This is a genomic window from Leptospira wolffii serovar Khorat str. Khorat-H2, from assembly GCF_000306115.2.
In the GTDB taxonomy this organism is placed as follows: Bacteria; Spirochaetota; Leptospiria; order Leptospirales; family Leptospiraceae; genus Leptospira_B; species Leptospira_B wolffii.
This window is the reverse complement of record NZ_AKWX02000012.1, coordinates 67,184-85,899: the sequence shown is the minus strand read 5'-3', so window position 1 is coordinate 85,899 and position 18,716 is coordinate 67,184. Positions and strand designations below refer to the sequence as shown.

Below are 18,716 nucleotides of genomic sequence, written 5' to 3'. Positions count from 1 at the left end.
TATTATCCGAAGCAACCGACCGGATTACCGGATACGTAGCTTCTTTTTCTTTTCGAAACCGTATGTTACTGATCGAAGCGTTTCTATTGAAAAGCTTTTTTTAGAGGGGGAAAACGGTAATCCGACCTATCCCTGTAAGGAAACTCCGTCCTTTCTTATCCAAAGCCTCCATGCGACGACTCCTGTCACCGCACCGAGAAGTAGCACCATTATTCCTTTTGTATATTCTAATCTAAGAATATATCCTATTCCGAAAAGTCCCGCGTAAAGAGAGATGAGAGAAAAGATCCAAACCTTTACCCTAGCATAAAATCCGGATCGGATCTTCTCCCCTCCCCATTTCCCCCAGAAGCCGTAAGGATGCAGTCGCTTTACGAAGCTCTCTATAACAGGATCGGAAACGGGAGGAGTAAGGAATGTGACCAGAATCGAAACGAACACACTCCCCAAAGCGGTCCAGAATAGTAAGTAATCGGATCTAACGTCCGGAAATTGAGGATACAGAATCAAAGATAAAACCAAGGCCGTAGCCATTCCCGAAATTTCGGTCCAAGCGTTGGCTCTCCACCAAATCCAACGGAGTATCTGAGGGAGTCCCAAACCGGAGGCCATGGCCAAAAAGAATTTCCAAGCGGATTCTATGGATTTCATCTGGGCCGCCACGAGTACTGCAATCGCAGCCATAACCACTACCGCAATTCTACCCGCAAGGACCGTTTCCTTATTTCCGGCATTCGGTTTTACGAATCTAAGATAAAGATCGTTTACGAGATAGCTGGCTCCCCAGTTTATATGGGTGTCTGCGGTGGACATGAACGCGGCCATAAGACTCACGAATACGAGTCCCAATAATCCGGAAGGAAGAACCACTTTCATGAGAACCGGATACGCGCTCTCTCGATCCCCCTGCACCACGAAACCTTCCGGATGGAATAGATCCGCCTTATCAAGCGGAAACACTACGAGACATACGAGTCCGGTGAGAACCCAAGGCCAGGTACGTAGAATAAAATTGGCGATATTGAACCATAAAGACCCTAGCTCCGCATCCTTTGGAGTCTTTGCGGTATGCATCCTTTGGGCCAAATAGCCCGAGCCGTCGGAATGATACTGGATCCACCATTGCACTCCGATGAATATTAAAAATACTTGAATCGGTAGACCGTGATCCCCTTCTCCGAAATTAGGCCAGAAAGAAAGAATGGCATCGGCGCGATCCGGATACAAATTCCCCAATTTGGAATACAATCCTTCTAATCCTCCCACATACTGGACGGCAAGAACCGCGAAAACAATCGCCCCGGAAATTCCTAGAGCAAACTGGAATAGATCCGTTAGGATTACGCCTTGGATTCCTCCCATACTACTATAAAAAACGACCACGGAAAAAAGAACGAGAACGGTGAGAGTAGTATTCAAATCTCCTAATAGAAGAAACTCAGGCCAAGAGGAAACAAGAGAATCGAAGATACCCGCTCCGAGAAGAATACGCCAATCCAAAAAGGGTGCGGTGATTTTGGACATTGCCTTGAACACCCAACCCAAGATAATGGAATTGAAAAGAATACTTAAGAAGAATGCCTTGCTCGCCCGAAGTATCGCCGCTCCGGTTCCCGCATATCTCAACTCCACGAATTCCACATCCGTAAGAACCTCCGCTTTTCTCCAGGAGGCGGCAAAGAAGACTGTGATGATCAAATAACCGATCGCCCAACTCCACCAAAGCCAGTTTCCACTTACCCCGTCCTGGGCGACCATTCCCGTGATTACTAGAGGAGTATCCGCAGCGAATGTGGTAGCCACCATGGAAGTCCCGAGCCACCACCAAGGCAACTTACGGTCCGCGACGAAGTAGGAACTTAAGCTTTCTCCCGCTTTGGAGGAAAGCAGAATCCCGACAGAAAAGGCGAAGAGGATATAAACGATAATGAGAATCCAATCGATTGAGGAAAAAATAGCGGGCCCCCTTCTCCTTTCGGGAGAACTTTCCATAAAGATCGGCGGATCTCCCATGAAAACAAGGATTCTTTCCCTTCTATGGAATCGATTTCTCTTGATCCCCGATATAGCCCCGGAAAGATGGCCCCGAGGCATGGCAAACATAATCGTCCAAAAATTCGGTGGCACGTCGGTAGGAACTCCCGAACGGATCCAAAACGTAGCCAAAAGAATCAAACGCTATCGCGATCAAGGAAACCACGTAGTCGTAGTCGTTTCCGCTATGGGTCATACGACCGACGAGTTGGTGGATCTAGCCGAAAAGATCACCAAAAATCCTCCCAAGAGAGAGATGGACATGTTGCTTTCTACGGGAGAGCAGGTATCGATAGCACTTCTTGCCATGGCCCTATGGGAAGCGGGAGTTCCCGCCAAATCCTTTACCGGATCCCAGGTCCGAATGATCACGGACGGAAATTATTCCAACGCAAAAATCCAAACCGTGGACCGATCCAGAATCGATTCCGCTCTGAGCCAAGGAAACGTAGTGATAGTCGCCGGTTTCCAAGGGATAGACGAAGACGATAATATCACTACCCTGGGTAGAGGCGGATCCGATACTTCCGCCGTCGCGTTAGCCGCCGTGCTAGGTGCAAAAGAATGCGAGATTTATACGGATGTGGACGGGGTCTATACCGCCGACCCTCGAGTGGTTCCCAAGGCAAGCAAACATAATCAGATCACCTATGAAGAAATGTTGGAACTGGCCAGCCTAGGCGCTGGAGTTCTGCATTCCAGAAGCGTGGAATTAGGAATGACCTACGACGTAGTCATTCACGTAAGATCCAGCTTTAACGATAACCCGGGGACATTGGTTGTAAACGAGGACAAAATCATGGAAAAACTCACAGTCAGCGGAGTGACCGCTAAAAACGATCAGGCTCGTATCACCATTTCTGACGTTCCGGATAAGCCGGGACTAGCTGCCGTTCTATTCGGACAACTCAGTTCCAAAGACATCCTTGTAGATGTGATCGTGCAATCCTCTCCTTATAACGGAAGAAATACCATTTCTTTCACGATTCCCAAGAAGGACATCGCCCAGGCTCTGCCGATTCTGGAAGCGTTCTCCGCCTCCGAAGGAACGAAGAAGCCCGAGATCAACGAGGAGATTTCCATCGTTTCCGCGGTTGGAATCGGTATGAAGTCCCATGTGGGAGTTGCGGCGCAAATGTTCAAGGCTCTGGCCGATAAAGGAATCAATATAGAGATGATCTCCACTTCCGAGATCAAAATCTCCTGTGTGATCCCAAGAACTCATTCTGAAATCGCGGTAAACCAAATCCACGATACCTTCGGACTATCGAAAAACGGTTGAACTAGGCAGCTCCCGGGGGAAGTTTTCCCTGTGCCTAGGATATTCTCGTCTTCCGGTTTCTTTAGACCTACGCCCAAGCCGTATCTAATCCTTACCTTGGGTCTTTTGGGGGTTTTATTCCCTTCTCATCGGGTTCGCTCCGCCGAATCCATCAACCGTATCATCGCCACGGTGGGCAACCAATCCATCAGCGAGCTGGATTTCGACGACGCTCAGGAAAAATACCAGAAACTACAAAGATTTCTCAAAAACGAGGATACCCGTAAATCTTTGCGAACTCGGATTATAGACTTTCTTATAGATCGCGCTGTAGTGGATTCCATCTCGGAAGACGAATCCATACAAGTAAACGAGAAGAGACTCGAAAGCGAGATCGACAAACGTATGGAACTCATGGGAATCACTTCCCGCAAACAATTCGAGAAAGCGATCGAATCCACTTCGGGAATGTCTTTCGATCTTTGGTATACGGAACTTCCTTACCAGATCAAAAGGGGACAATTGTTGCAATATAAGGTCCCCAATCATCCACCTGCGGAAAAGGATATCCGAAATTGGTACAACCAAAACAGGGATAAGGTGGGATTCGAAATCCAGTTTAGACAAATCGCGATCGCTCCCAATAATGATTCCATTTCGGAAGAATCCAGAATCCATAAGGAAGCCTCCGATCTCAAAAAAACGCTGAACGCGGATCCTGCTTCCTTCGGCTTAGTGGCGGGATCCCCTAGAAACACGGATCCGGTTCTTCGAGCGAGAAAAGGACTGGTGGATTGGATCTCCTCCTTCGAATTATATAAGACCAGCCGTTCCGTGGCCACCGCAGCTTCCAGTCTTTCGGTAGGTAGCATTTCGGAAGTATTTAGGGATGAAAGAAAAAGATACTGCGTGTTGAAAGTGGAAGGCAAACGCCCTACTCCTCTGGATAGCGTAAGGCAAGGGATCGGAAACCTGCTCATGAGAGAGAAGGAAGACGAGAATTTCTCTAAATGGGTTAGAGAACAAAGAACGGTGGTCCCCATCCAAATCTTCGACGAGTCCTATAAGAAAGAAAATAAGATTCCGGACCAGCAGGAATCCCTGATTCTGGATTGAATTTCTTAGATTCTGCCGAAGATAAAAAGAGAACCTTTTTAAAATTCATGAAATTCCCTCCCCGAGCAGCGGCCTTTTATTTCAAAGAGTCTCCGAAAACGGTTTCAGAGATTCTCTCCGACTCGGAATTCTCGGATTACTTCGAAAAGACCCTGGAAAAACTCTCGCGCAATTCCAAAGGATTTCCCGTTTATTCCAATCTATGGAGAGGATCCGAGGCGGAAAGCCAAGGGATCGTAAAAAAATTAGGATATTCTGAATTTATAATATTATCCTCCGATTCGGAAGCGGATTTCGTCTCCCAAGTCGCGGAGAGGTTGCCCGCCTCCGAATCAGGCGATCCGGATTGGGACGAGACCAGCTTTTTCCTCTTCGACGGTTTAGCACCTTTATCGGATCCAAAATTGATATCGGAGCTCGCGATTCGTCACGACAAGTATCTGGCACAGTATTCCTATTCCGAAAATCTTCCTCCCGGAATCGTTCCCAGAATCCTTTCCAGAGAATTCGTAAGAAGCCTACCTCCCGGATATACGGGAGGAACCCAGGAGTTTCTGGCTAAGAATATCAATCATTACGATACGGAGATATTCTATTCTTCTCCGGATCTCAGACAATGGAGATTGGATTTTTCTCTGAAGGATACGCGATCCAAGAAACTCGTTTCTTCTTTTCTTTCCCGAAAATCGGATTGGAAGTATGAGGAGATCCAACCTTTCTTATCCGAGAATCCGGAAGTTTTCCGCTCGGCTCCCAGCTATTACGAAATAGAAGTATTCCGAGGCTGCGAATCCGAATGCGTATTTTGTCCAAGGCAGTCTCTGGATCCTTCCCAGGACGGAATCGCCTTGGAACCGGCGATATTGGATTCTATTCTAAACCAAGCGGAGGAATTCGGATACGGTTACAGCCTTTGTTTCGGAGGATTGGGAGAACCCACACTTCATCCGAAATTAGATGAACTCATACGGAGAGCCTTGCAATCTACTCATCTAAAGGAATTATTCATAGAATCCGCACTGTACGCTTCTCCGGAAAAACTCATCCAGGGCATCCTTTCCGTAGGAGAAGAAGAGAGAAAAAAAATCAGCCTGATCGTAAATCTGACTACGAGAGATAAGCAAGCCTACACCCGATTGTACGGTAAGGACAATCTCGAAAAAGTACTTCGCCATCTGGAAGAAGTCTCCCAGGTTCTTCCCAAATCCTCCGTTTATCTCCAGTTTTTGAAAATCAAGGACGTGGATCCCGAACTGGATTCCTGGTACGAGGAAACTCAAAAAGCGGGTTACGAAGTTATATTACAAAAATATAATTCTTACGCGGACAAGCTCGCGCAGAGAAGAGCCTCGGACCTGACTCCTTTGGGAAGGGATTTCTGTTGGCATCTTTCCCGAGACCTTTATGTGAACGCCGACGGAAGCGTCTCCGTATGCAAGCAGATCCCGGCCTCCTTCTCTCCCGCCTTGGGAAATCTCAAAACCGATACCTTAAAGGAAATCTGGGAAAAAGGAAATCCTCATTTTGCCGCCTCGGTAAGAGGACAGCACGATAGAATTCCCGCCCCTTGCCTCAACTGCGATGAATGGTATACCTTCAACGCCTAAAAAACAGATCCGTTCCTTATACGCCTTCATCCAGGCAAGAACCGGATCCACTCGTTTCCCGAAAAAAGTATTGGCGGAACTCCCTCCCCAATCCGGCAAAACGATTTTAGAACATATACATGCAAGAATTCGAAAGGTCCTACCGGAAGACAAAATCGTTTATCTGATACCCGAAGGAGACGCGGAACTTGTCGATTTTCTCTCGCAAAAAAAAATGCGATACTTTGTCGGTCCCTTGGAGGACGTGCGCCGAAGATACTCGAATGCTGCCGAACATTTCGGAGCGGATGCGATCCTACGGCTTACAGGGGATAATCCTTTTTACGATACATTGCATTTAGAACTATTATTACAAGCCTTCTCAAAAGAAGAATGCGACCTATCTTATTTCAAAGGACTGCCCTTGGGAACCGGAGGAGAAGTGTTTCGCACTTCGGCGCTGGACAGTCTTTCTGAGAACGGATGGGAAGAAAGGCATAAGGAACATGTAAGCCTACATATCAAGGAGGATCCGAATCGATTTCGGATCGTGCCGATTCCCGCAATCCTTACTAAAAAAGAATCCGAAAGGATTCCACATTTTAGGCTCACAGTGGATACACCGGAAGATTTCCAAACAGTCTCCGATCTATTGATAAAGAAGAATCCCGAAGTTTTCTCCGAACTTGGAGTCTACGATTTCCTGAGAATGGAAGAGGAAGATCCGGTTTTATTCCGGAAGAATCTGGATATTCCCCAAGTTCGATTCCCTCTCCCGGATCCGGAAAGAACCCCTAAAAAGGGAAAAATCGCATTCTTGGTCGCTCCCGCAAAAGAATACGGTTCCGGACATTTCGCGAGATCCTCGATTTTATTCGCCCTATTGCCTTTTCGAAACTGGGAACCGGTTTGGTTGCATGAATTTCCGAAAGACGGAGAATATGAAATTTTACTAATAGACTATAGGGATATCGAAATTCCTTTCGAGTATAAGAAGACCAAAGTCCTACTTTTGGATCATTTCGGAAAAGATAGAAAGAATTATCCCCATTGGGACGTTTTACCCCATCCGGAAAACGAATCCGATTTCGATTGGAATCGAATTCTACTCCCTCCGGCACTTTTCTCATCCGAGTCTCACACCGGTCAAGAATCCAAAAAATACGATCTGTTTTGTTATTCCGGATCCTTGGGCAAGGCGGAAACCAAAAGGTTAGATTCTTTTTTTCGAACCTATTTTTCCGGTAAGAAGGTTCTAAGGGTCGGAGGACAAACTCCCGAAAAATACGCGAACATCGAGTACGCTTCCCGTCTCTCCCGCCCGGAATATCTAAACGCGCTTGCATCCTCCCGGAACTTTTTAGGATATTTCGGACAGAGTCTCTTCGAAGCCTTATATCTAAAGATTCCTTCCGCTACGTTTTCCATTTCTCCTGTGCATGAATCTCTTTCGAAACTCTTAGAAAAACGAGGCGTCCCCTTATCCGATTTACGATCCATGCCGGAATTTTCTCTAGGAAACGGAAGTCCGGGTCCGGACGGTTACGATCTTCTGTTGGAAAAAATCGAAGATTGCTTAGACTCTTAGAGATCCGAACGATCTCTTTTTGATTTCGAATCGGAGAGAGACAAGGATCGATCGTAATTCCGGAAATAAAGATATTAGCATTGCATCGAATTTCCTTCCCGAATAGGGTGCCCGCACCGATTGTCGGGCTAGGCTCGTTAACCGAAAATTGACTCCGTCGCAAAGAGGACAAACTCGTGATCAGAATTCCTTATATACCCATTGTTATAGCGCTTTCGGTTCAATTAGGATGCACCGGAACGGTGCAGCAAAAAGCGAATGTCGAAAGTCCGGAGGACAGAGCGAGCAGGATCCTAGGTTCAGTTCTATCCGAAAGCGACCCTCCGATGCGCGGTGTCCAATTCAATCCCAAAGGTGTCGAGAACGTAAACAATATCTTATCCATTAAAATGCCGAAGCTCTTTAAGAAGGAGATTACGACGCATGTTAAAGATAAATATGCCATCTACTCCTATAGGGACGATTGCGGAGGGCAAAACCCCTGTCTTTCCGTTCTGTATCTGATCGCTTTTATTCCGGACCGTTTGTATTCGTTCGAACAACTAGTAAAGAAATCGATCCAAACCGATTTTGCGGAAAACTCCTATAAGGTATTGGAGGGCTGGGTAGACATGGATACCAGCGGAGCGGATAAAAAGATCATCCTTTACGGAGACGGCCAATTAATGGGAAATTCGATTTCGGGAATCTATCACGACCCGAAACGCAAAATGAACGTTCAAGTTAAGGCATTCTTGAGTTTCTACCAACCGTTTTCGGACGACGATTGGCGCAGAATGCTGGCCCATAATCTGATCATCTTTTCGAGCATTAAGTTTTTATAAAATAATCTAACTTAACAGCCTTAGGTTCTCAAGAAAGGGACATCGCTGTACCGATCACATAAACAAAATAATCACCCCGCCGTAAATCCACCCGAATGTAGGAGCTTTCGTTCCTACGATTGCGGCCCAAGAAACCCAAGTATCAAATCCGAAACCGATCGTAACGTCTACCGGACGGACTCGCGGTGGGGTGTGCCCCTCCAAGGCAGGGGCCAAAAATCCGGTCGTCGTAAAACAATTAAAAACCCAGATAGAAACGGAATAGATTTCTTAAGTAAGAAACGCATTATAACAAGACCCTTTTTATCCTCATTTAAAGATTTTTTCGAATACATTGATGAGATAGATAAAGACCGCAAATCCACCGTAGATCCAACCGAACGAGGGAGCTGTCGCTCCGATGATGATCGGATACGAAATCGCGGAATCGATTAGGAGACCTACAGAAATTCCCGTTAAACCTATCTGACCTCCTCCGTGAGGATAGTGCTCTAATCCGTTAGCTATGAGTGTTGCGCAACTCCAGAAAGTCCCAAGTGCGGTAAATAGTATCGATCTCGGCCAAAAGAGCTTAGATTTCATGATTATACGGTATATCGACTCGTACTTAGATTTCAGTCAAATATTCTCTCAAAACGGGCCAGGGATGGAGGCGGGGTCCGATAGGACCGAAGCCGAGAGCCCGGTCCTGAGCTTGTCGAAGGAGGCCCCCAAAACTCTCTCAAGAGTTTCGTCTAACGTGTAGACTCGAAGATAATATACACGGTACAATGAGACTTTTTTCGGAAAATTTCCCGACCGACCCTCCGTCGATTTTCCCGCCAGAAAGTCAGGAAACATTTTTTATATATATTGTTTCCTTTGTTGATTTTTTTTAGATCTCTTTTGAAATTAGTTTGACCAGAGCTCCTTAGAGCCGAGGATCAAACCGACCGTCGGTCCAGTTTGGGCCGGAGTCCAGCGAGGAGGAATCTGATGATCCCAGCCAAAATATCGACTAAAGAAAGAATCCTAAACGAATCTCGAAAATTATTCTTCGAAAAAGGTTACGAGACAACCTCAATCCAGGACATTCTATCCGCTCTGGATATCGCTAAAGGGACGTTTTACCACCACTTCCAGTCCAAAGAAGAACTCCTAGAAGAGATCGCAGTGCAATTCGCGAAAGAAGCGCATGCGGCTATGCAGGCGGAGATCGGAGACCTGGGTCAAGGTAGCGGCTTGGAGAAAATCCGCCAAGCTCTCATCGTAGCTTATAATTGGAAGAAAGGAAAATCGGAAGAAATCCGTTTCCTTCTGCAATCCCTCTTTTCCCCCAGCAATTTGCAGTTAAGAGACAAGATTCGTCGCAAATCCGTGGATTTAAGCTTCCCTCTCTTCGACTCTCTGATCGTAGAAGGACAGGCGGACGGTTCCCTCAAGAGTAGATTGAGACCGGACCATCTCACTTCCATCATCTTCGATCTTAGCGACGCTTTGGGAGAAAAGGTAGCATTTCATCTCTTGGGTAGAGGAAAAGAAACCCAGGACGAAATCTACGAGCTTATGCTTTCCTATCACAGGACCATAGAAGAACTTCTGGGATGCCCCGAAGGCGGTTTGGATTATTTCAGCAAAGAAGAATGGGGTTCTCTGACCCAGCTCTTCAAAGCGAATGCTTCCGCCCCTAGGACTCAGGAAATTCTACCTTTGGTCGCGAACGCAAGTTAACGTTAATTAAGGGCCAAGGCCTCAAGGAATAAACTTATGCTGCTTCACGCGCTTGTTCCGACCCTTCCCCGATTGGATTTGGAAATCAATTCCGATGTGGAAAATTATATAGAAAACACTCCCGTATCCCGGATGGAAAAAGTCCGGGAATTGGTGGATTATTTGAGAGACGAGTTTTCGGATCTACGAGAGAGTCTAAAATATAGGATGCCTACCTTCGAAAGAAACGGCAAATGGGTGGCTTTATCCAACCACAAGAACCATCTATCCATTTATTTTTACGAAGAATCCTTCATAAGAGCTTTTCGGGCCAAATATCCCGGAATGGAAACGGGTAAAACGTTCGTCCATATAAAAGATAAGGATCGGTTTCCAGGAACCTATCTGAAATCGATCCTGAAAAAAGCACTGCAATAACAGGCAGAGGATCCTCGGGAGTTTCCTAAGGATCCGAAGTTAGAACAACGAATTTGAAACAAATGGCTCTGGGCCACCTCGCCTCTCCGGCGGGTGGCCTTTTTTTATGTCTTCCCCTTCCTTCTTGTAGGAATTCCCACATTTCGGATAGGATAGAAGCCAGTTGCATCGGTCAGTACGACTTGACCTCTTCCCTTACGGGAAAATCCTATCCGAACAAAGGCCATGAAGAAGCAAATCAGCGATCGCTACGAACCTACGAGTGTCGAACTCAAATGGATATCCCTATGGGAGAAACATAAAAGCTTCGAACCGAATCCTAATTCGAACGAATCGTTCACGATCGTACTTCCTCCTCCCAACGTTACGGGAAGTCTTCATATAGGCCACGCTCTCAATCATACCATCCAGGACATTCTCGTCCGAATCGAAAGGAAGAAGGGGAAATCCGCCCTTTGGGTTCCCGGAACGGATCATGCGGGAATCGCAACCCAGATGGTGGTGGAGAGGGAACTTGCCAAGGAAGGAAAGAAGAGAACCGATTTTACCCGAGAAGGTTTCGAGAAGAAAGTCTGGGAGTGGAAGGAACATTCGGGGGGAATGATCCAGAACCAACAAAGATTGTTGGGAGAATCCGTAGACTGGTCCCGTTCCAGATTCACGATGGACGAGGGCCTTTCTAAGGCGGTCTTCAAAGTATTCAAGACATTATATGACGAAGGTTTAATATATAGGGGAGAAAGGATCATCAATTGGTGTCCCAAGACCCTGACCGCCATCTCCGATCTGGAAGTGGAACATAGGGAAGTCAAAGGCAAACTGTATCATCTTCGGTATCCTATCGTAGGGCAGCCGGGAAAATACGTAGTCGTAGCCACCACTCGCCCCGAGACCATGTTCGGCGACGTCGCGGTTGCGGCCCATCCGGACGATGAACGTTATACTTCATTGAAAGGTGCGAAATTAGAGCTGCCTTTGACCGGTAAAGAGATTCCCCTCGTTTTCGATAGTTTCGTGGATAAGGAATTCGGATCGGGTCTAGTCAAGATCACTCCTGCACACGACCCGAACGACTTCGAGGCGGGACAAAGATTGGGCCTGAAACCTCTGATCGTAATGCATCCGAACGCTACTCTGAACGAGAACGCTGGAAGTTATGCGGGCTTGGAAAGATTCGTGGCTCGTAAGAAAATCATACAGGATTTGGAAGCCCAGGGCCTGGTCGAAAAAATCGAAGAGCATACTCACTCCATCGGTCATAACTCCCGAGGCGGAGAGATCATAGAGCCTTATTTATCCACCCAATGGTTCTGTAAGATGAAACCTTTGGCGGAACTTGCAGTGGAAGCGGTGCAATCCGGCGAGACCGAATTCGTTCCCAAGCTTTGGGAGAAAACATTCTTCGAATGGATGAATAATATCCGGGATTGGTGTATCTCCCGCCAACTCTGGTGGGGACATAGAATTCCCGCCTACCATTGCAAGACTTGCAAGCATATAGAAGTATCTGAGACTCCTGTCTCCTCCTGTCCTAAATGCGGATCCAAAGAAGTGGAACAAGATACCGACGTTCTGGACACGTGGTTCTCTTCTCAGCTTTGGCCCTTTTCCACTTTGGGCTGGCCGGAGAATACCGCGGACTTTCAAAAATTTTATCCTACTTCCGTTCTAGTCACCGGGTTCGACATCATCTTCTTCTGGGTGGCCAGAATGATCATGATGGGCAAGAAGTTCACCGGCAAGGCTCCGTTCCGGAAAGTGATCATTCACGGTCTCGTTCGGGATAAGGAGGGTAAAAAATTCTCCAAATCCGTAGGTAACGTTATAGATCCTTTGGACATGATGGTCAAATACGGAACGGATTCTTTCCGATTCTTCTTAGCCGCTACCCTACCGGAAGCGAAAGACGTTTTATTCGATGAAAGCAGATTGGACGGCTATCGCTCCTTCTGTAATAAGATCTGGAATTCCAGTCGCTTCATTCTCATGAACCTGGAGGAAGATTTTAAACCGGAGGATCCGGAGAAGAAATTCGGCGATAAATTGGAGCCGATGGATAAATGGATCCTGCACAAATTCAACGAAACCCTGACAAATTACGAGAAAGCATATTCAAAATTTCTGTTTTTTGAAATGGCATCTCAGATCTACGACTTCGTATGGGGCGATTTCTGCGATTGGTATATCGAATTAGTCAAACCTAGAATTTACGGTAAACTCGGAGAAGAATCCCAAACGGTCGCCAAGCAGGTGCTGGTGGACATCCTACAGAAGGCGTTAGGCTTACTACATCCTTTCATGCCTTTCCTTACCGAAGAGATCTTCGAGGCTTTTAGCGAGGGAAAATTTCTGATCGATTCCCCTTTTCCTAATGCTTATTCCGTTTCTCCGGAGGACGAAGGAGTCCTCAAGACCAACGTTTTACAGGAAGCAGTCACCCAAATCCGGGTTCAGAGAGCGGAGAACGGGGTCCCTCTCGATAAGAAATGCAGAGCTATATTAAAGTCCTCTAATGCTCTTGTGTCTTCGGCCGTAAAAGATTTCGAGTTCTCTCTTTTACAATTGGCTCGACTCGAGAGTGTCCAAGTGGATCCGGAATATTCCGTTGAAAAAACGGACTCAGTAGGTGCGTTCCGATTCGGAGAAATCATTCTACCTCTGGCGGGCATGATCGATTTCGAAAAAGAGAAGGCGAGAATAGAGAAGGAACTCCAAAAAGTAAGCCAAGAAGAGGAAAAATTAGCTTCGAAATTGGGGAATGAAAACTTCTTAGCCAAAGCCAATCCGGATGTAGTGGAAAAAGAAAAGGAAAAACTAAGACTCTTACAAGAGAAGAAGGAAGTTCTTCGGAAGGGTTTGGAAAAACTTTCCTAGATCGAATCAAAAGCGCAGAATCTACAGCAATTGGAGATTTTGCGTAGCTTGAATGAGAATTCCGCGTAAATCCTGAATGAGGGTTGCGGAGAGAGAGCTTTTCTGGTAAAGTAAATCCCGACACTTTCCCGCAAGCCCGCCTCCTCCACCCGATTTTGGGCGGGGGCCGATCGATTCTACGACGGAGGAACGGAATTTCCGTTCAGAAAGAGAAACGTTTTTCATTTAGGAGGAACCTCGGACTAACTCAGATTTTATTCTTTTTCGGAGAACGAGTTCTTTCGAAGAACCTACTTTTCAAATCAGAACGCTAACAAAATTTATTTTTTCCGCAAGAGGGGACAAGGCATCTTGCATTCAATTCGGAAACTTTCATTAGAAACAAATCCGATCCGCAAGAAGAATATACAATTCCGAATAAGGAAATCGGAGTTTCTTTGTCCCTTACTCAGTGGTTTGAATTTCCCCTAAAACCATATCTTCCTTCCTTTTCTTCTTCCCAATTTCGGATCTCAAAAAAGATTATCGCCTATTCCCTTGTTTTACCGGTTTGCACTAAAAAATTATGTCTAATATTCTTCTAATCGGCTCCGGAGGTAGAGAGAGCGCACTCGCTTACAAACTCCGACAATCTCCCAAATTGCAATCTTTGCATGTATTTCCGGGTAACGGCGGGTTTCCGGATTCGGAACTACTTCCTCCGGGATCCTTCGACCTTAAGAGCAAAGCTTCCGTCCAAAACTTCATTCAAAAAAACAAATATGATTTAGTCGTCGTCGGTCCCGAAGATCCCCTCGTAGACGGAATCGGAGATTGGTTGGCCGAGATCGGAGTGCCGGTCTTCGGACCGTCCGCATTCTGCGCTCAAATAGAAGGTTCTAAAGAATTTGCCAAAGCATTGATGGTGGAAGCGGGAGTTCCTACGGCTAAGTACGCCTCATTCGTAGATTATGAATCCGCGCTTTCTTATGTTCGAAAAGAAGGAGCGCCTATCGTAATTAAGGCGGACGGACTCGCTGCCGGCAAAGGAGTAACCGTGGCCTTGGAACTTTTCCAAGCCGAGTCCGCTCTAAAGGAAATCTTTCTGGATAAGAAATTCGGATCCAGCGGCAACAAAGTAGTGATTGAAGAGTTCATGGAAGGGCAAGAAGCTTCCATCTTTGCGATCAGCGACGGAGAAATCTACTTCACTCTTCCGGCGGCCCAGGACCATAAAAGAGCGTATGACGGAGATCAGGGACCGAATACGGGAGGTATGGGTGCCTATTGCCCGGCCCCGATCGTAACCGAAAAAGTATTAGAAAAAGTGAATTCTCTCGTCTTCCAGCCCGTATTCTCCGCTTTTCGAAAGAAGGGCCATCCTTATAAAGGACTATTATACGCCGGATTAATGATCGACTCAGAAGGAAATCCCAAAGTAGTCGAGTTCAATTGTCGCTTCGGAGATCCGGAAACCCAATGCGTATTACCTATGTTAGAGGGCGACCTAGTCGAAATCTTCTTCGCATCTGCCAAAGGGGCACTAGAAGGAGTGAAAATCGGGCTTAGATCGGGAGCCTCCACGGTAGTCGTTTTGGCCGCAGAAGGTTATCCCGATTCTTATGCAAAGAATATTCCGTTGGACCTCCCACAATCTGGCGACTCGGATCTCGTAGTTTTTCATGCGGGCACGGCAAAAAAGGATGGAAACTTGATATCCACAGGGGGAAGAATTCTAGGAATCTCCTCCTACGGAAAAGACTTAAAGGACTCGGTGGATAAAGCTTACGCCTATCTACGCGGTGTTCATATTCCTAAAACTTTTTTCCGCAAGGATATCGCAAAGAAAGCCTTATAATTGTATGCCGTTCCTTGTTTCCGGAAATATAGATTTAATTGAGAGAAATAATCTCCGCAAGCTCGAGAAGTATCTAGGTATTATCCTTTCTCCGCATCAATATCCTTTGGAACAGTACAATCTGATCCGAAGTTCTCTAAAATCCAAATTGGATTCGGACACTCTGATTAGAAGAATGAGTCGTAAAGAGTTGCTCTCCTTCATATACATTCTCACTCAATTCGGAGATGTAGTACAAGGCGAGACTCCGGGAGAATATTTGGATGTGGAAAACGTTCCCGTCGTTATCGAATGGCAAGCCGGACATTTCATGATTCCTTACGAGATCCTGGATTTTCTGGCGCAATCTAGAGTATTCCGAAATCAGAATTATCTATTCGCTCTCATCCCCAGTCTACCGAGTAAGGAGAAGAAAGCCTGGTTGGAATGGATAGGCGCCGGTTATGGAAGAACCTTTCCTAGAGAGATCAACCACGAACTCTACTTTCAGTGCAGACATCTGCAAAAACCCTTCCAAGGAAAGAGTCTGGTCCAAGAGGAATCCATCCGATTGGAACAACTCTGGGCTCCGGGTAAGAACGAAGTGGCCGACTGGTTTTATAAGGGTCTTTTCCCATTCTATTCCTCCATGAAGGAACTCCAACGAGTGGAAAGGGATCCGTTTCTTCTCCATGTTTTGGACCTAATCCGCTCCGGAAAACTTGTCCTAAAACGACTACCGGAGGAATTTGGTAAAAGGGAAGAATACCAGCTTGTATCCACAGTAGAGGGAAATACCCCTCAACTTAGGGATACGGTTTTTAGCTGGGAACAAGTCCGGGAAGAAAGCGAAGATTTTCTTTTCCGATAAATTCCGTCGGTCCATTCCCCCATCCGACGGTAAATAAGGGATAGTGTCCCTAAAACCGTTCCTCCCGATATCTCGAATCTAAAAAAAGGAATTCTCTAGAATTATCCCGATCATATGGAAGTTAGAAACGCCAAGGAATTAAAACGCTTATCCAAGGAATTGCAGGAAAACTTTTTAAATCGTTGGAAACTTCTAAACCTGGATAAGGACCAGGACCAACTCAAATCCTTCAACGATCGCATCGCCGAGCCGACTTTTTGGGACAACCCGGACCAAGCAAAATCCGTCAGCCAAAGAAAGACGGAACTGGAGAGAAAGTTGGAACCCTGGATTTCCATTCGTAGAGATATACTGGACTTTCCCGATCTAGTCGAAATGACCTTCGAAGAAAAAGGAGAAGAAGGGGTCGACGAACTGAGCTCCGAGTATCTCCGCTTGAAAACAGAATTCGAAAGACTGGAACTCCTGGGAGCTTTGAACGAACCCGAAGATCTAAAGCCCGCGTTCTTGAATATCCATCCCGGGGCCGGGGGAACCGAAAGCCAGGACTGGGCCGAGATGCTATTCCGGATGTACATGAAGTACTTCGATAAGAAAGGATACCAATACAGCGTCGTCGACTTCCAAGAAGGAGACGGAGCGGGAATCAAAAACGCTACCATCCACGTAATCGGAGACTTCGCCTACGGTTTTCTCAAATGCGAGAATGGAGTGCATCGCCTGGTTCGTATCTCTCCCTTCGACGCGAATAAACGCAGACATACTTCTTTCGTTTCCGTTCACGTGAGTCCGGAATTGGACGACGATATCGATATCAAGATCGAGGACAAGGACATCAGAGTGGACGTCTATCGTTCCTCCGGAGCGGGCGGCCAGCACGTTAACACTACAGACTCGGCGGTTCGGATCACACATATTCCTACAGGAATCGTGGTCGCCTGCCAGAACGAAAGATCTCAGATCAAGAACCGAGACACCGCATTTAAGATGTTAAAGGCTCGCCTCTACGAATTGGAACAAGAGCGATTAAAGGACGATCTGGAAAAGAAATCAGGAGAGAAGAAGGACATCGCTTGGGGAAACCAAATCCGTTCCTACGTATTCCATCCTTATAATATGGTAAAGGACCATCGCACGGATCATGAAACAGGAAACGTGCAAGCGGTTATGGACGGAGATATCGAGCCGTTTATTATGGCTTACTTGAAGACTCTTTAAAAAATGTGAGGTTTCCTTTTTACGTTCAAGGCTTAAACGGTTAATAACCATTGGCCAAAATTAGCATTACCGACATTGTCTTTAAGAAAACTATCATTCATTAAAGAATCCAAACGTATACGAGCGTATAAATCAGGCTTTCTCCAAGCATCCAATTTATGGCTAAAATTGGAGAGTTGCACGGCATTATGCGGCCCAAAGTAAGATACTATCTTTTTATAAATGGTTTGAACCTCTTGATTTTGTTCATTCAGCCAATCTTCCGCCTCTTGTTTCACTTTAGAATTTGTTCCTGAATGCAAAAATACGGAAGAATCGGATACGGATGGGAATTGATCTATCCTTAAAATTCCGTCCCTTACGATTTCCTGGAGCAAAACCTTATATCCGTCTAATACCGGACCGTAAGGAAGCTTAACATAATCTAAACCTGTAATTCCTTCGTTAGATTCTTCCAGAGATGCGAACGCTCCATCCATAAAGAACATCAATTTATTCCATTTCGTCTTGGAAAGCTCCTTTACGTCCTGGGAAAATAGGAACGATAAAGATTCGATCGTTTTCATCTTCGTTTCTCCAAAAGTTTAATTTTCGCTTTAATAGATAAGTGTCTCGCACGTTCTACCAATTCTACATGATCGGGCGAAAGAATATACTCTACCTGGTCTTCGTTCGGAACCCTGTAGTAAACATGATCATCCGTTGGAAATCCTTTTAACGTTCCGGCAGGAAAGGAAAACTTACAGTATTCGTCTTGGAGCAAGCTCTCAGTGTTACCCTTCTCTAAAAGATTCTTAAAATCTTTAGAGAATATCAATTGTCCCGGGCCTGCTATGGAGGATATTCGAAAACAACGGTCTACGGTTTTTCCGACAGGGTCGAATACCCCATCGGCATCCAAAAATTCGCTCCAATTAATAATCTCACCTCCATAATCGATAGCGCAAGTCATTTCACGAAACTCAGAACTTTTGCTCTCTCCTCTCTTTCTTTTACTAAAAGGGCTATAGAATTCCCAATACGAGTCCATAACTCTTTTACAAAGTATGAAAATTTCTTCCGCCGATATAGGAACAATCTGGTGATTATTCTTAAGCTTATCCAATCGTTCCGGCCTGTTTTCATTTGCGGAAGGAATGAAGAAGAGATATGCATCCCCTAAAAACTTCCGCCAAACAAACTTTTCACGAGGAAAAGAAGTTTCAATGATTTGACTAAACTTCTCCAAATACGTCACCCAACCGGGAAACCCTTGTTGCACTTTTAAGTCCGTTGAGGATGTCATATCAAAAAGAACAACGATTCCGACTAACTCACTTTTCTTTAAATCTCTCTTAAAATCTTCGTAATTTGTTGAGCCTGAAAAAAGATCCGTCACACGCAATTTTTATCATGCACCAA

Annotated in this window: 15 protein-coding genes; 11 read left to right on the top strand and 4 right to left on the bottom strand. The window is 45.9% G+C overall.

Annotation, left to right across the window (positions count from 1 at the left end):
* Window positions 1–126: 126 nt before the first annotated feature.
* Window positions 127–1,956 carry a sodium:solute symporter family protein gene (locus tag LEP1GSC061_RS09470; protein WP_040508471.1) on the bottom strand — a complete coding sequence of 610 codons (1,830 nt, stop codon included), beginning with the start codon at window positions 1,954–1,956 and terminating at the stop codon, window positions 127–129.
* A gap of 136 nt (window positions 1,957–2,092) precedes the next feature.
* On the opposite strand from LEP1GSC061_RS09470, the gene LEP1GSC061_RS09465 reads away from it, so the two are divergent.
* The 5 genes from LEP1GSC061_RS09465 (at window position 2,093) to LEP1GSC061_RS09445 (ending at window position 8,409) form a co-directional block, all read left to right on the top strand.
* Window positions 2,093–3,316: an aspartate kinase gene (locus LEP1GSC061_RS09465; RefSeq protein WP_016545171.1), complete on the top strand. Its 1,224-nt coding sequence runs from the start codon at window positions 2,093–2,095 to the stop codon at window positions 3,314–3,316.
* An 87-nt stretch (window positions 3,317–3,403) separates the two neighbouring features.
* Complete coding sequence (locus tag LEP1GSC061_RS09460; protein WP_167884035.1) at window positions 3,404–4,411, top strand: putative peptidyl-prolyl cis-trans isomerase; 1,008 nt, start codon at window positions 3,404–3,406, stop codon at window positions 4,409–4,411.
* Window positions 4,412–4,458: 47 nt separating this feature from the next.
* On the top strand, window positions 4,459–6,018 hold the full coding sequence (locus tag LEP1GSC061_RS09455; RefSeq protein ID WP_040508469.1) for a spiro-SPASM protein: 1,560 nt from the start codon (window positions 4,459–4,461) through the stop codon (window positions 6,016–6,018).
* On the top strand, window positions 5,993–7,585 hold the full coding sequence (locus LEP1GSC061_RS09450) for a cytidylyltransferase domain-containing protein (protein WP_016545387.1): 1,593 nt from the start codon (window positions 5,993–5,995) through the stop codon (window positions 7,583–7,585). Before LEP1GSC061_RS09455 ends, LEP1GSC061_RS09450 begins: the two co-directional genes overlap by 26 nt.
* Window positions 7,586–7,761: 176 nt before the next feature.
* Window positions 7,762–8,409 (top strand): hypothetical protein, encoded by a 648-nt coding sequence (locus LEP1GSC061_RS09445; protein WP_016545234.1) that lies wholly within the window; start codon window positions 7,762–7,764, stop codon window positions 8,407–8,409.
* A 309-nt stretch (window positions 8,410–8,718) separates the two neighbouring features.
* Here LEP1GSC061_RS09445 and LEP1GSC061_RS09440 read toward each other — a convergent pair whose 3' ends face one another.
* Complete coding sequence (locus tag LEP1GSC061_RS09440) at window positions 8,719–8,991, bottom strand: hypothetical protein (RefSeq protein ID WP_016545334.1); 273 nt, start codon at window positions 8,989–8,991, stop codon at window positions 8,719–8,721.
* A gap of 393 nt (window positions 8,992–9,384) precedes the next feature.
* On the opposite strand from LEP1GSC061_RS09440, the gene LEP1GSC061_RS09430 reads away from it, so the two are divergent.
* From LEP1GSC061_RS09430 to prfB, 6 genes are all read left to right on the top strand, one after another.
* Window positions 9,385–10,119, top strand: coding sequence for a TetR/AcrR family transcriptional regulator (locus tag LEP1GSC061_RS09430; protein ID WP_016545286.1), 735 nt, complete (start codon window positions 9,385–9,387; stop codon window positions 10,117–10,119).
* 36 nt (window positions 10,120–10,155) lie between these two features.
* Window positions 10,156–10,536, top strand: coding sequence for a DUF1801 domain-containing protein (locus tag LEP1GSC061_RS09425; RefSeq protein WP_016545245.1), 381 nt, complete (start codon window positions 10,156–10,158; stop codon window positions 10,534–10,536).
* A gap of 225 nt (window positions 10,537–10,761) precedes the next feature.
* A complete protein-coding gene (locus LEP1GSC061_RS09420; RefSeq protein ID WP_016545290.1) occupies window positions 10,762–13,410 on the top strand; it encodes a valine--tRNA ligase in 2,649 nt (882 codons plus the stop codon).
* 565 nt (window positions 13,411–13,975) lie between these two features.
* Window positions 13,976–15,247, top strand: a complete 1,272-nt coding sequence (gene purD / locus LEP1GSC061_RS09410; protein WP_016545354.1) for a phosphoribosylamine--glycine ligase — start codon at window positions 13,976–13,978, stop codon at window positions 15,245–15,247.
* 4 nt (window positions 15,248–15,251) lie between these two features.
* Window positions 15,252–16,097 carry a hypothetical protein gene (locus tag LEP1GSC061_RS09405; RefSeq protein ID WP_016545288.1) on the top strand — a complete coding sequence of 282 codons (846 nt, stop codon included), beginning with the start codon at window positions 15,252–15,254 and terminating at the stop codon, window positions 16,095–16,097.
* Between the two features lie 114 nt (window positions 16,098–16,211).
* Window positions 16,212–17,315, top strand: a complete 1,104-nt coding sequence (prfB, locus tag LEP1GSC061_RS09400) for a peptide chain release factor 2 (protein WP_016545348.1) — start codon at window positions 16,212–16,214, stop codon at window positions 17,313–17,315.
* 32 nt (window positions 17,316–17,347) lie between these two features.
* On the opposite strand, the gene LEP1GSC061_RS09395 is transcribed toward prfB, so the two are convergent.
* Window positions 17,348–17,881, bottom strand: coding sequence for a Panacea domain-containing protein (locus LEP1GSC061_RS09395; protein ID WP_016545281.1), 534 nt, complete (start codon window positions 17,879–17,881; stop codon window positions 17,348–17,350).
* Window positions 17,878–18,693 (bottom strand): hypothetical protein, encoded by an 816-nt coding sequence (locus LEP1GSC061_RS09390; RefSeq protein ID WP_040508376.1) that lies wholly within the window; start codon window positions 18,691–18,693, stop codon window positions 17,878–17,880. The genes LEP1GSC061_RS09395 and LEP1GSC061_RS09390 overlap by 4 nt, the downstream gene beginning before the upstream one ends.
* Between the last annotated feature and the right edge of the window lie 23 nt (window positions 18,694–18,716).